Consider the following 13143-nt stretch of genomic DNA (forward strand, 5'->3'; position numbering starts at 1 on the left):
AACCCGGACAAGTAATATTTAACGGTACTACAATGCCCGACGCCAACGGATACGATGGCACAGACAACCCAGTAACCTTAAACGACTCTGACTTCTGCGACAATGATTTAGACGTGAAAACTATTGTAACGCCACCTGCCAACGGTACAGCTACCGTAGTAAATGGCGAAGTAGTTTATACACCTAATACCGGATTTAGCGGAACTGACTCGTATGTTTACCAGGTTTGCAACGATTGCGGTAAATGCGATAATGCTACTGTTACTATTACCGTTGAACAACCATGTAATACGCCTAACTGGTACGAAGTTTGCACCGAACCGATGCAATCAATAACAGTTTGTCCTGAGTTTTGCTTGGCCGATGGCTACACCATTGTTGATGCGCAAACAACTTATAACTGCTCACTTACCTGGACAACCGAGTGCGTAACTTACAAACCCTTGCCGCTATTTACTGGTAAAGATACCATTGTAGTAAAAGCTTGCTTAGGTGTAAACTGCGAAACCAAGTATGTAGTTGTAACTGTTGGAGATTGCGACGGCAGTGGCTGCGAACCCGAGGATATTACCGTGTGTACCAAACCTGGTAAAGTCGAAAATATTTGCCCCGAGTTTTGTTTGGCCGATGCTGAAATAACCGACTTTAACGCACCATTTAACTGCGAAGTAACCCAAATTGGCAACTGCTTGAAGTTTAAAGCATTGCCTGGCAACCTTGGCGAAGAAGTGATTACTGTTAAAGCATGCAATAACAAAGGCGAATGCGAAACCATTACGATAACCGTTAAAATTACCTCAACAGGTGATTGTAACGAACCGATTAATAACCCACCAGTGGCTGTTGATGACAGTGCAACCTCAAGCGGCGGCGAAACCGTTTCTATTAATGTACTTACCAACGACAGCGACCCCGATGGCGACCCCATAACCATTACCAACCATACCGAACCGCTACATGGTACTTTAACTCAAGTTGGCAATACCTTCCAATATACCCCCGACGAAGGTTACGAAGGAATTGATGTGTTTACTTACACCATCTGCGACAACAAAGGTTTATGCGACCAGGCAACCGTTACAATCAATGTGGTTGACAATGCTTGCGAAGAAATTACCTTCATTTGTGCCGAACCTGTAACGCCAATAATTATTTGCCCGAACTTCTGCGGCTTAGGTGGTAACGACATCACAATTACCGATGCCCAAACCACTTACAACTGTAGCATTAAGTACCTTGACGGCGCTTGTATAAAATACACAGCTTTACCACTGTTTGCCGGACAAGAAACGATAACTATTACCGGATGTAACGAGTTTGGCGAATGTAAAACGATTGATGTAGTTGTTAATGTTACCTCCGACTGCGATGACGACAACCAAGGTTTTAATGGCAACAACAACGGCAACAATAACGGTATAAATAAAGAATATTATAGCGAGAAACTTGATGATAATACCAACTACGACGAAGCACGTATGAGCATCTTCCCAGTTCCGGCTATTACCCACGCTATGATAAGCTTTACTACCCTTGCCGAAGAAAATGTTCGCTTGGAAGTACGCAACGTAAACGGCGGCTTAGTTTACAACAGCAATTACCAAACAACTGCTGGAATGAACCTGCACCGCCTAAATACCGAACACTATGCCGCTGGCTTGTATATTGTTACAATACACGGCCAAAACAAAGAGCTTGTAAGCAAGTTCGTTAAGCAATAGGCGTTCGATGACTAACCTGTAAGGGCTTTACAATCTTGATAGATGAAATGTCCCCGCACCGCAAGGTGTGGGGGCTTTTTTATTAGGGCTATATACAGTACAAACAAAGACAAACTGTAGCAGCAAGCAAACCCTGGTCAACAGGTTGCCTGCTGTGCATTAATAAATGACATCAAAGGATTGGTAGGCGCAACTATTTGATATGTATATCCGGGTAAAAAGATAAAACAACATCAAAACAGACTAAACTCATACCGCTGGCAAATATATAGGTTTACAATAAACCTTCATCGGCAAAGCTAAAATAGCTGCTTTCAGTTATAATTAAGTGATCAAATAATTGAATTTCAACGAGTTTGCAAGCCTCTTTAAGGCGATTAGTCAAATCTTTATCGGCTTGGCTGGGTTGCAAATTTCCCGATGGGTGGTTGTGCGCTACAATAATTCCGGATGCTAACTTTTCAATGGCTGTTTTCAGTATGAGCCTTACATCTGCAACGGTTCCGGAAATGCCACCTACACTAATTCGCAAGTAATCTATAACTTTGTTTGCCCTGTTTAGTGAAATCATCCAAAATTCTTCATGGGGCAAGTCGGCTAATTTGGGTTGTAAAATCTCGTAAACAGTATGGCTCGATTTTATCTGTACTTTTTCGAGGGCAGTAGCCAACTGCCGGCGCCGGCCTAATTCAAGAGCAGCCATAATTGAAATAGCTTTGGCCTCGCCAATGCCTTTGAATTGCATTAAGTCGCTAAGGTTATACTTTGCCAGCATATTTAGGTTGTTGTTAGCTTTGGTAAGTATATCTTTACAAAGATCAACCGCCGATTGAGTAGCCGACCCCGAGCCGATGAGAATAGCCAATAGCTCGGCGTTAGATAAGGCCTCACGGCCTTTTGCCATTAGCTTTTCGCGGGGGCGGTCATCCTCAGCCCAATCTTTAATGACAAAACTTTTCGGCTTGGGATTATTATCTGACGGGTTCATAAATTTCAAATTTGTTTTGTAATTTTGGCCTAAATTTCTAACAAACTAATTAAAAAATCATCTTTTAATACTTACCAATGAAAAAAATACCTGTTTTAGCTCTCTTTTTAACTTCATTTTTGCTGGTTTTGTTAGTTGCCTGTGGAGGTAATAATCAAAAAATGGGTGCCGACACTTCAAAACCCAGTATAAAAATAGCCGATGAAACACAGCTTGCCACATGGAAAGACGTCGTTTGCGGCATGACTATGCGCAATTTGCCCATTAGCGATACGGCTGTGGTAAACGGCAAAATTTATCCGTTTTGTGCTGCCGAATGTAAAGCCGAGTTTAATAAAAACAGAGATAAATTTGTTTTAAATTAATCTCTTTTTTAACGAAGCAAAGTTAAATTTCCGGAGAAATTGATAACTCGCCCCGATTTAACAACGGCTTGTACGGTATAAACATAGACCTCCATTTCTTGAGGCTCGTTTTTAAAAGTACCATCCCATCCGGACATTGGGTCGTTGGTTTGGTAAACTAGCTGCCCCCATCGGTTGTATATGCGCAGTTCAAGTTGTGTAATGTGTTCTCGGCCCAAGACAAAAAATGTGTCATTTAATTTGTCGCCGTCGGGGGTAAAAGCGTTTGGTGTGCCTAAAGTTATTGGTGGTACTACAATAATGGTTTTACAAATGGAGTCGTTACAAGATTGTGGACTAAGTGCGGTTAAACAAACAAGATATTCACCGGGCGTTTGGTAGCTATAAGTAGGATTTATTTCGTTACTGGTATTGCCGTCTCCAAAGGTCCATAGATAATTAGTAGCACCAGTACTTAAATTAGTAAATAAAATGGGCAATCCGGGTTCGCTGGTATAGGTGCTGGCTTCAAAATCGGCAGTAGCGTAGCTGTAAACATTTAAGATGGCTGTTATAGTGTCGGTTTTGTTGCAGGTTGTGCTGTCAAAAGCAATCAATTGTATTTGATAAACGCCCGGATTTGAGTATTCGTGCGCAGGAGGTGGCATTTCGGTAGTAGAACTGCCGTCGCCCCAAAGCCATAAATAGCTAATGCCGTTTCCGCCTCCGGATAATTGGACGGTTACCGGTTCACAACCATCTTGCGGGGGTGTCATATTAACTTCTACAAAATTTGGCGGCAATAAAGTAAATGTTTTGATGGTTGTATCGGGTGGCGCACATTCGTTATCAACAATCATAGTTGTGGTATAGGTACCGGGTTGAGTGTATATATGATTTGGGTCGGGGGAGGTGCTGGTTTGCCCGTCTCCAAATTGCCACATAAAGCTATCGGTTAGGGGTGCCCCTTTGGAGTCAAACTTAACTAATAGTTTTTCGTCACAGGGGTCGGGCAGTATTATATCAAAATTGCCATTGATAAGGGTGTCTTTAACTACAATTTTAATAGTTGCAGTATCGCTGCCATTGCAGCTAAGGGGGTTGTAGGCTATTAAAGTAACGGTATAAGTGCCTGCTTTTGTGTATTCAAATTGGGGTTTGGTAATATTGCTGGTATCATTAGTTGCCGAGCCAATGCCAAAATCCCAATGAAAAGTAGTTCCGTTTTTGCTGGTATTGCCGAATACTTGTTTTAAAGGACGACAGCCATTTTTTCCGGAAATTTTTGCCTCAACATTAGGCGCAATGGTAATAGTTTGTTTTACGGTATCGGTGCCGGGGCATCCGGGCACTGCACTTTGGGCAATTAAAGTAATTTCGTAGTTGCCATCAATAGTGTAAGTGTGGGTGGCTATGGTGTCGGTACTGGTTTGCCCGTCTCCAAATTGCCAACTAAACGAAACGGCTCCGTTAAAATCGGCTATTGGCGTAACAATAACGGTTTTTGTCTCACAATCAAGCTCGTAGGTAAAATTGGCGGTTAGCGTAGCGGGGTCAAGCACGGTAATAGTGGTATAGGCGGTATCGGCTTCGTTACAAGCGTTAGGGTCCCATGCCACCAGCATTACGTTATAGACGCCGGTTTTGGTATAGGTAAAATTAGGATTGGTTAGGGTTGAGGTATTGTTATTGTCATCAAAGTCCCAAAAATAATTGGTTGCGTTTTTACTTTTATTTGTAAATTTTACGTTTAAAGGCACGCATCCGGTAATGCTTGGATCGGCTAAGGCATCGGCCAAAACAATAGGTGGCTGAAAATCGAATTTTATAGCGCCTAAATTGCAGTTGTCGGCGTTGTTTGTTTTTGACCACACGCCCGAAGTAGTAGGGAATAAATTTGTTCCACCGCATCCGGCACAAACAGCTTGGTAAACAATGCCTGCCTTGTCGAACCTACTGGTTCCGCCATCTACATGTTCATCTGCCCCATCAAAGCCACTGCCATTGCCGCCAAAAAAGCTGGCATATTCTAAAGCTTTGGCATCTTCGGTTAGCACAAAAAAGTAAAAATCGTTGCCATCGGTTGTTTTTTTATAAGCATCGGAGGTTGTAACAAGGCCGTTTGTTCCAAATGAACTTGGCATACCAAAATTGGGTGAGTCGGCCCCCCAGCCCGACACATAAATGCGGTTGCATATATCAATTAAAAATGCTGTGGGCGAAATGTTAGGCTCGCCGTTGCCGTTGCCAAATACGGTACTAAATTCGGTTTTTGTTAAGTCGAGGGTTAATTTATGGATAAATTGCCCGCTTCCAGAGTTGCTGTACACGCCAGATGTTACAGGGTAATTTCCGGATGTTTGACCTACTGTATAAACAAATTCATGCGCATCGTCAATTTCAACAAAATAGGCTTGGTCGTAGTCGTTTGTGCCTAAATAAGTGCTGGCCATTAATTTTTTGCCGTCGGCACTGATTTTCGATAAAAAGCCATCAATTTTGCCGCCATAGCTGCTATTTATTACGCCTGCCGTAGTCGGAAAATTACTGCTTCGGGTGCCTCCGGCGGTTAAAATATTGCCTTCGAGGTCTAATTTTAAACCGTAGGCTGCATCGGCACTGCTGCCGCCAAGGTAGGTGGCAAAAACGAGTGCCGATAAATCGGGTTTTATTTTGATTAAGACGCCATCTTGCGAGCCTCCGTGTTTGGTTTGGTAGGCCCCCGATGTTACCGGAAAATCGTTAGACCATGTGCACGAAGCGATAATAATTTGGTCGTTTGCATCTAAAAATACTTCGCCGCGCGCTTCGTCGGCGTAATTATAAGTTAGGTCTTTGTCAATATTAAGGCCGTCGTTATCGCTACCGCCAATATAAGTTGCAGCTAAAAGGTCGCCTTCGGGTGCAAATTTAGCCACCACAATATCGCTGCCTTCATAAAACGGAATATTGCTGATGTCGCCCACATCGTTACCGCCGTTAAAGGTTTTGTCGTAAGCGCCGTTTGTTGCTGGAAAATTATTTGAGCCCGTAGTACCAAATAGTACTAAATTGTTTTGGCTATCAACAATTAGGCTGTGAGGTAATTCGTTTCGTTTGCCGCCTAAATAAGTCGAGTAAATTAAGGTTTTACCATCGGGGCTGAATTTGGTAATGCCCATATCGGTGCCAAGTGTGCCTTCGCCACCGCCATAATCTTTTTGAAAAGCACCTATTGTTGTGGGGTAGCCATCGTCAAAAACGGTGCCGCCGGCGTATAAATGGCCTTCGCTGTCGTAGGTGGCGGTAAAGCCCCAGTTGTCGGCATACGAGCCGGTATAGGTCGAAAAAATAATGGTGGGGTCTATAAACAAAGTTTGGGTTTTGTCATAACCATCCGGAAAAACAAACTGCACTACCTTGTTGTTGGTTAAGGCGTATTGGCAAGCCACTTGGTTCATTTTGCCGTTACAATATTGATAAACATAAGGGGCTGTTTCGGTAATTTTACCTAACGAAGTTTGAAGCTCTAAATGTCCTTGCTGGTTTATCCGGATGTTGTTTAATCCGGAAAATTGCAGTTGGATGACATCAGTATTACCGCCTGGGTGCACAATAAAATCATATTTAAGTTGGTCTTCGTCGTTGCTGGCATACCATCGCATATCTATGTTTTGGTATATGTTTGTGTAGTTTAGTTCGGCAAAAAGTGGCACCTTAGCTGCCCAGTTTTTAGGATTGTTGCCTAAATAAAAATTTTGCCAAAATGGGTGTAGGCAACTGCCTTCAATATTGGTTTTTGTGCTTGGCGTGGTGTTTAACAGTTGTAGTTTATAAGCGTGGTAGCGAACAAATTGTTGGCCTTTGTAAGGTTTAGCACTATGGTGGCGTTGGTGCAAACTGTCCATATCGGCACTATTAGCCAATAAATAGGTGATGGTGTTGCCCTCGAAAAATAGGCGAGTGTTAGCCATTTTAAGGCTGTAATGCACTTGCGCCGGCCATTGCCCTTTGTTTTTGGCAAATTGAATATGTGGGTTGCTGGTTTCTGACGGACTGGGCAGTTGTTGATACGGGTGTTGACATTGCGCCAAAGCGCTGAAACTTAACACCGGGCTACAATAGTTTATTAACAGAAAAATAAAAGCACTGCAGCTGGCTAATAAAGGGCAAGATGTATTTATTTTTTTCATAATAATAGCCTTTTTGCCAATTCAATTAGTGTAATAAATGTGAATGGTAAAACTAAATTATATAACGGTAGTTTGCGCACAGAAGTTGTACGACATCTTTTGTTTTGGTAAAATTTTAAGCTTTGGTGGCGTTAAATTAGAAAATGTGCAAACCTCGCCCATTTTTTGCTTGAATTGAATAGCAATCTTTGCTTGTATTTCATCCGGATGTTTTCTTTGAAGCGAAACTGTATCTCGTTTTATGTTTAGCTTTCAAAGCTATTATTTACCGTATCATCTTCTGTTTCGAGGTGTTGAGCAATAGTTGGTATTATGCTCAAAGTGCCTATATTTTCATGTTGTTCTACCAGCGAGAAATACAAGAATACACTAACAATGGCAATAAACACAATGGTAAACATGCTAACTACACCCTGCACAATTTGTAATACAACAATAAGCGGCTCCCAGCCTTTTAAAGCAATAAAAGTTAGGCCATAAACAAATCCCGATACTAACAACGAGGGTATTCCTACTACCGAATAACAAATTAAAAAGGCTAAAACAAATAGCCACAATATTTTCCAGCGTTTGTTGGCCATCAGTTTTGCCGTACGCGAATAGGCGGCTATAACGCCTTTGCCCTCTACTAAACGCACCACGTATGTAAGCGAAAAAGGCACTAAAAAATAGACATATAAAGCAATTAGGATAAAAAAAATAGGAATTGCTATCACCCAGTGTATTGTTACGACTAAAAAAACACCAGCTGCCAGTACTATGTAAAAAGGAAAAATACTAAGTAAAATTAGGCCTGCAACGCCTAATGTTGTTAAAATATACATACCAACATTTGCTTTTACCCTCGTCCAAATTTCGTTAACTGTAATCAAGTTTGGGTTGTCGTATTCGGCGTAAAGGCGGGCAAACTCATAAATAACGGCGGTAACCATTATAGTTCCAAGGTACGATATTAACATAAATAACCACGACAAGCCCGCATATCGGCTAAACGCATCTAATGAAAGGTCATCTTGGTTGGCCATGCCACCAAATACGTCTTTCATACCTGTCAGCATCATCATGGTAAAAATACTGTTGCCTAACAGGCCCAAAAATATTAACGGAAAGGCAATTGCCAACAAGGCTTTGATTATTATTTTGTAGTTTCGGCGCATAAACTCTGTCGAAACGCCAACTACTTCGCTTAGGTTGCGGATTTTGCGGAATACTATTTTCGCGTTGTCAACTTGCATGATTTGGTCTGCCTGATTAAAATTTTTGCTTTTATATTGCGAGGCTGTTTGCCTTTGTTTACATTTAGAGAGTGCTTGCTTTTAAAGGATTTGGGGCAGCTTGTTTTGTTTGTTGGATAGCTACGGAGTTATAATTGGTATTGCCGATAGTATCTAAAGCCTGTTGAAAATTGGTTACGTAATTCAGGTAGCTTTCTTTTTGTTTTTTTGGTACAGGATTAGCCATCGGCAATCGTTCGCGGAGGTGGTCAACTTGCCGCCCGTTTTTCCAAAATCTGAAGCACAAATGAGGGCCTGTTGCTAAGCCGGTACTACCTACATAGCCAATAATTTCGCCTTGTTTTAGGCGTTTGCCTCGGCGCATACCTTTGGCAAATTTCGAGAGATGCAAATATTGGGTCGTATAAGTGTTGTTGTGTTTTATTTTAACAAAATTGCCATTACCACGTGTGCGGCTGGCTTGTAGCACCACCCCATCGCCAATGGTTCGAATTGGGGTGCCTTTGGGCGCGGCATAATCGGTGCCAAAATGCCCCTTGAAGCGGCCAGTAACGGGGTGCAACCGGCGGTGCGAGTAACGAGACGAAATACGGCTGTATTTTAACGGCGATTTTAAAAAAGCTTGTTTTAACGATTTGCCTTTTTCATCGTAATAATCAGAATTGTCTTCGTTAGGCGTGGTGTTAAACGGGAAGGCATAAAAATCCTCGCCTTTATGTTTTATATAAGCAGCATGAATTTTGGCAATAGCCATTAAGTTGTCGTTGGCGTAAACAGCATCGTAAATAATTTTAAACTCGTCATTCTCTTGTATATGAAAAAAATCAATTTGCCATTGAAAGATTTTTCCTAAATATACCGCAACCTCTGCGTCTAAACCTGCTTTTTCTAACGACTCGTACAACGAACCTTTAATAATACCTGCCCCGGCAATAGTTTTTGTTTCCGAAGGATATTCGCAATAGCTAACACCTACGGTTGTATCCGGATAAAATGTAAGAGAGAGGTATTTAGCCGGCGACTCTTCGTATATTAGTGTTTGTAAATTGCCTGTATCCGGATTTTTTAATGTCCAGTAATCATGTCCGGATTTTAAATTGCGAGCGTCAAATATATTTTTAATTGCTGCTATTGTTGCCTCAAGCCAAGGGGCGGGCAAAGCATTTTTTTAAGTAAGGTAGGTAATAATTCGTTTTTGCCAATTTTATATTTTTGTATCTGGTAAATCGTTGGATTTACACCAAATCGTTCGGCGGCTTCAACTTGTGTTTCGTCTAAAAGCTCATTTTCTGTTAGCGGCTCTTCAGCTATGGGCAAAGTTTCTTCGTTGTCTGGTTCATTTTCCTCTAGACCAATTGTATCACCAGCAGGTAGTTGTTCTTCCAGATTTTTAGCAGCTAAAGCGGTTTTATCTGAAAGCTCAGCCGCTTGATTTAAATTTGACAAAGTTTGCGCCGCAGCTAAGTTGCTTGTGCTTACCTTTATTTTATCGGTACTCGAAATAAAAAAAACGGTAAACAAACTGCCAATAAAAAGTCCAGCAATAAAGGCAAAGAGGGCTAATCGCGAAGTCAAGGCAAATACAATTTTAATAAGTACTTTGTTGTCGTAATGCGGTGCGAAATTACTAAAAATACAGCAATTAGCAGCAAAATTTGAACAATGGTTCAAAAAACTAAGCCTTTTGTAGTAGAACAAGTCATGAAAAATTAAAAAAATTATATTCATGCGTAAAACTAAGTTATCATTTCTAATGCCACTAAATAAGGGCAATATCAAGGTTATTTAGCTAAATTTTAGCTTGTAAATTTACCAAATTTAAAAAAAAATGGCACAATACCACTAAAAAATGTTAAATTGATATTAGGTCAATATAAAATATAACCAAATTTGTACTTTTGCACTGCTTTTTTTAAACATAAACAAACCCATTTAATAAATGAAACACTTTACTCAATTTCTAATTTTGTTTGCCCTCAGTTTGGTGCTAACAAATCTAAGCCCAAATGTGGCTTATGCGCAAAAGGCTAAAAAAAGTAAAAAGGACAAAGCAGAGGCATCGGCAACCGACGTTAAACCCGATGAAGATGCTTTAAAGGCCGCTACAAAATTAAATTCCGGATTATTTACCCTTTGGCGCGATACCGTTAATGGCTCGCTATTTATGAGCATTGCCCCCGACCAAATTGGCAAAGAGTATATCCATTTTAGTTATACAGAAAATAGCACTTTAGATGCCTTTAATTTTAGAGGCGCCTTTAGAGCTAATCAAATTTTTACCATCAAAAAACATTTCGACCGTATTGAGTTTGTGGGCGAAAACACCAATTATTATTTCGACCCAAATAATGCCTTGGCTAAAGCTGCAAAAGCCAATATAAACCAGCCTATTTTAGCCTCCGAAAAAATACAAAAAACAGCTAAAGCCGATAAAGACCACGTTGTTATAAAATTAGACGACATATTTTTGTCCGAAGCATTTGACCAAATAAAACCCTCGCCACCTACTAATATGCCGCCCGGATTTAATATGTTTAATTTGGGCAGTTTAAGTAAAACAAAAACCAAATATAGTCAAATTAAAAATTACCCTGCCAATACCGATTTAGTAGTTGATTACGTATTTGAAAACGTAAATCCCACCAATTATGGACGACTTGAAACCACCGATGCCCGCTATGTTACTGTAACCATACAACACAGCCTCATCGAAATGCCTAAAAACAATTTTGAAGGCCGTGCCGATGACCCCCGGCTGGGCTATTTTAGCCAACGGGTAAACGACCAAACCTCGTTAAGCTACACCCCTTGGCGCGACCTTATTAACAGGTGGTATTTAGAGAAAAAAGACCCCAACGCCTCCTTGTCTGAACCGGTTGAGCCAATTGTTTGGTGGATTGAAAATACTACGCCCCTTGAATTTAGAAAAGATATTATGGACGCCGTTTTAGCTTGGAACGTAGCCTTTGAGCAAGCCGGATTTAAAAATGCAGTTCAATGCAAAATGCAACCGGATGATGCCACTTGGGATGCGGGCGACATACGCTATAACGTACTTCGTTGGACATCTTCGCCAACTCCGCCTTTTGGTGGCTATGGCCCCAGCTTTGTAAACCCGCGCACCGGCCAAATTTTGGGTGCAGACGTAATGTTAGAACTGGTGTTTATTAGAGGCGCCTTGCGTGGGTATCAGAATTTTGGAAAAGCAGGTGCATTTGACTGGGAAGAAGCTATGGCACAGGCCGATGAAATGAAGTTGCAACACACTGTTAATAGCAACCACAACCATAACTACTGCATGGCAGCCCAAATGTTACAAGCAAATAATTTATTTGGTGCAACCGCCTTAGCTGCGCTTAATACTACCAACGAAGACAAAGACGAAAAAGAGAAAGAGTTGATTCGCGAGGCACTTCATTATTTAGTTTTACACGAAGTTGGGCACACCTTGGGTTTAAACCACAACATGAAAGCTACGCAAATACATAGCCCTGCCGATGTGCATAACAAACCGCTAACAGCCAAAATTGGCTTGTATGGCTCGGTAATGGATTATCCGGCGGTAAATTTCTCAAGCGACCCTGCTAAACAAGGCGAATATTATATTACCGTTCCCGGTCCTTACGACAGGTGGGCTGTTGAGTACGGCTACTCAACGAACAACAAAAACGAAGCCAGCCAAAAAGAACGCTTGCAAACCGTTTTAAACCGCAGCACCGACCCACAACTTACCTTTGGCAACGATGCCGACGATATGCGTGCGCCCGGCGGCGGCATTGACCCCCGCGTAAATATTTTTGACCTTAGCAACGATGCCATTGGCTATGGAATTGACCGCATTAAATTTGCCAACAGTTTATTGCCTAAATTAAAAGAAAGATTTATTAAAAATGGCGAGTCGTACCAAGGTTTGCTAACTAACTATTATGTTACAACCGGACAAATTGGCGGTATGGCCAGCGTAATATCGAGGTATATAGGCGGCGTTTATGTGGAGCGCGATTTTCCGGGGCAGCCCAAAGCCCGGCAGCCCTTTACACCCGTAGCAGCCGCCGACCAAAAACGTGCCATGGCAGCCCTCGAGCAATACCTTTTTGCCCCCGATGCCTTTATGTTGCCCAACGATTTGTTGAACTATTTGCAGCCCCAACGCCGCAGTTTCGACTATTTTGGCAATACAGAAGACCCTAAGATTGCCGACAGAGTGTTGTCTTTTCAACGAAATGTGTTAGCTCACCTGCTTCACCCCGAAGTAATGCAACGCATTAACCAAACAGAAATGTACGGCAATACCTACCCTTTAACAAATGTTTTAGACGATTTGACCAATGCCATTTTTAAAGCCGATTTATCCGGAAAAGTAAACCTGTACCGGCAAAATCTACAACTAACCTACGTAGAACAACTAATATCCGGATGGAAAAATCCTGCTTACGACAAAGCATCTCAATCGTTAATTTTATACCAACTAACCCAAATTGACCGGATGGTAAAAGCAAACTCCGGAAATGATATTGCAACAAAAGCACATCGGCAAAATATTATTTTCCGGATTAAACAAGCCTTGGAAAATAAATAATTCAACGCCATATTGATTTTAATCTCAACGTAAATAACCACTTCGCCCTGCAACATTAATCAGCGGCAATGTTTTGCTTGCAGATAATTTGCAGGGCGGAGTTT

General features: G+C 41.5%; 8 protein-coding genes. 3 read left to right on the forward strand and 5 right to left on the reverse strand.

Annotated elements, in window-relative coordinates; translation table 11 throughout:
• Positions 1-32 precede the first annotated feature (32 nt).
• Positions 33-1721 carry a cadherin-like domain-containing protein gene (locus IPI59_08470; protein MBK7527567.1) on the forward strand — a complete coding sequence of 563 codons (1689 nt, stop codon included), beginning with the start codon at positions 33-35 and terminating at the stop codon, positions 1719-1721.
• Positions 1722-1995: 274 nt separating this feature from the next.
• Here the strand turns inward: IPI59_08470 and radC are convergent, their stop codons facing one another.
• A complete protein-coding gene (radC, locus tag IPI59_08475) occupies positions 1996-2709 on the reverse strand; it encodes a DNA repair protein RadC (protein MBK7527568.1) in 714 nt (237 codons plus the stop codon).
• Between the two features lie 77 nt (positions 2710-2786).
• Here radC and IPI59_08480 point away from each other — a divergent pair, with 77 nt between their 5' ends.
• Entirely contained in the window at positions 2787-3074 is a 288-nt protein-coding gene (locus tag IPI59_08480; GenBank protein MBK7527569.1) for a hypothetical protein, read from the forward strand.
• An 8-nt stretch (positions 3075-3082) separates the two neighbouring features.
• On the opposite strand, the gene IPI59_08485 is transcribed toward IPI59_08480, so the two are convergent.
• From IPI59_08485 to IPI59_08500, 4 genes are all read right to left on the reverse strand, one after another.
• Positions 3083-7225, reverse strand: a complete 4143-nt coding sequence (locus IPI59_08485; protein MBK7527570.1) for a PKD domain-containing protein — start codon at positions 7223-7225, stop codon at positions 3083-3085.
• A 245-nt stretch (positions 7226-7470) separates the two neighbouring features.
• A complete protein-coding gene (locus tag IPI59_08490; GenBank protein ID MBK7527571.1) occupies positions 7471-8460 on the reverse strand; it encodes a hypothetical protein in 990 nt (329 codons plus the stop codon).
• Between the two features lie 64 nt (positions 8461-8524).
• Positions 8525-9619, reverse strand: coding sequence for a peptidoglycan DD-metalloendopeptidase family protein (locus IPI59_08495; GenBank protein ID MBK7527572.1), 1095 nt, complete (start codon positions 9617-9619; stop codon positions 8525-8527).
• A complete protein-coding gene (locus IPI59_08500) occupies positions 9589-10188 on the reverse strand; it encodes a hypothetical protein (protein MBK7527573.1) in 600 nt (199 codons plus the stop codon). The genes IPI59_08495 and IPI59_08500 overlap by 31 nt, the downstream gene beginning before the upstream one ends.
• 211 nt (positions 10189-10399) lie before the next feature.
• Between IPI59_08500 and IPI59_08505 the strand changes: the two genes are divergently transcribed.
• On the forward strand, positions 10400-13039 hold the full coding sequence (locus tag IPI59_08505; GenBank protein MBK7527574.1) for a zinc-dependent metalloprotease: 2640 nt from the start codon (positions 10400-10402) through the stop codon (positions 13037-13039).
• Positions 13040-13143 lie beyond the last annotated feature (104 nt).

It is taken from the genome of Sphingobacteriales bacterium, assembly GCA_016706405.1.
In the GTDB taxonomy this organism is placed as follows: domain Bacteria; phylum Bacteroidota; class Bacteroidia; order Chitinophagales; family UBA2359; genus BJ6.

Excerpts from the sequence above, each read along its gene's own strand:
- IPI59_08470 (MBK7527567.1), top strand. The coding sequence starts at position 33 with ATGCCCGACGCCAACGGATACGATGGCACAGACAACCCAGTAACCTTA.
- radC (MBK7527568.1), bottom strand. The coding sequence starts at position 2,709 with ATGAACCCGTCAGATAATAATCCCAAGCCGAAAAGTTTTGTCATTAAA.
- IPI59_08480 (MBK7527569.1), top strand. The coding sequence starts at position 2,787 with ATGAAAAAAATACCTGTTTTAGCTCTCTTTTTAACTTCATTTTTGCTG.
- IPI59_08485 (MBK7527570.1), bottom strand. The coding sequence starts at position 7,225 with ATGAAAAAAATAAATACATCTTGCCCTTTATTAGCCAGCTGCAGTGCT.
- IPI59_08490 (MBK7527571.1), bottom strand. The coding sequence starts at position 8,460 with ATGCAAGTTGACAACGCGAAAATAGTATTCCGCAAAATCCGCAACCTA.
- IPI59_08500 (MBK7527573.1), bottom strand. The coding sequence starts at position 10,188 with ATGAATATAATTTTTTTAATTTTTCATGACTTGTTCTACTACAAAAGG.
- IPI59_08505 (MBK7527574.1), top strand. The coding sequence starts at position 10,400 with ATGAAACACTTTACTCAATTTCTAATTTTGTTTGCCCTCAGTTTGGTG.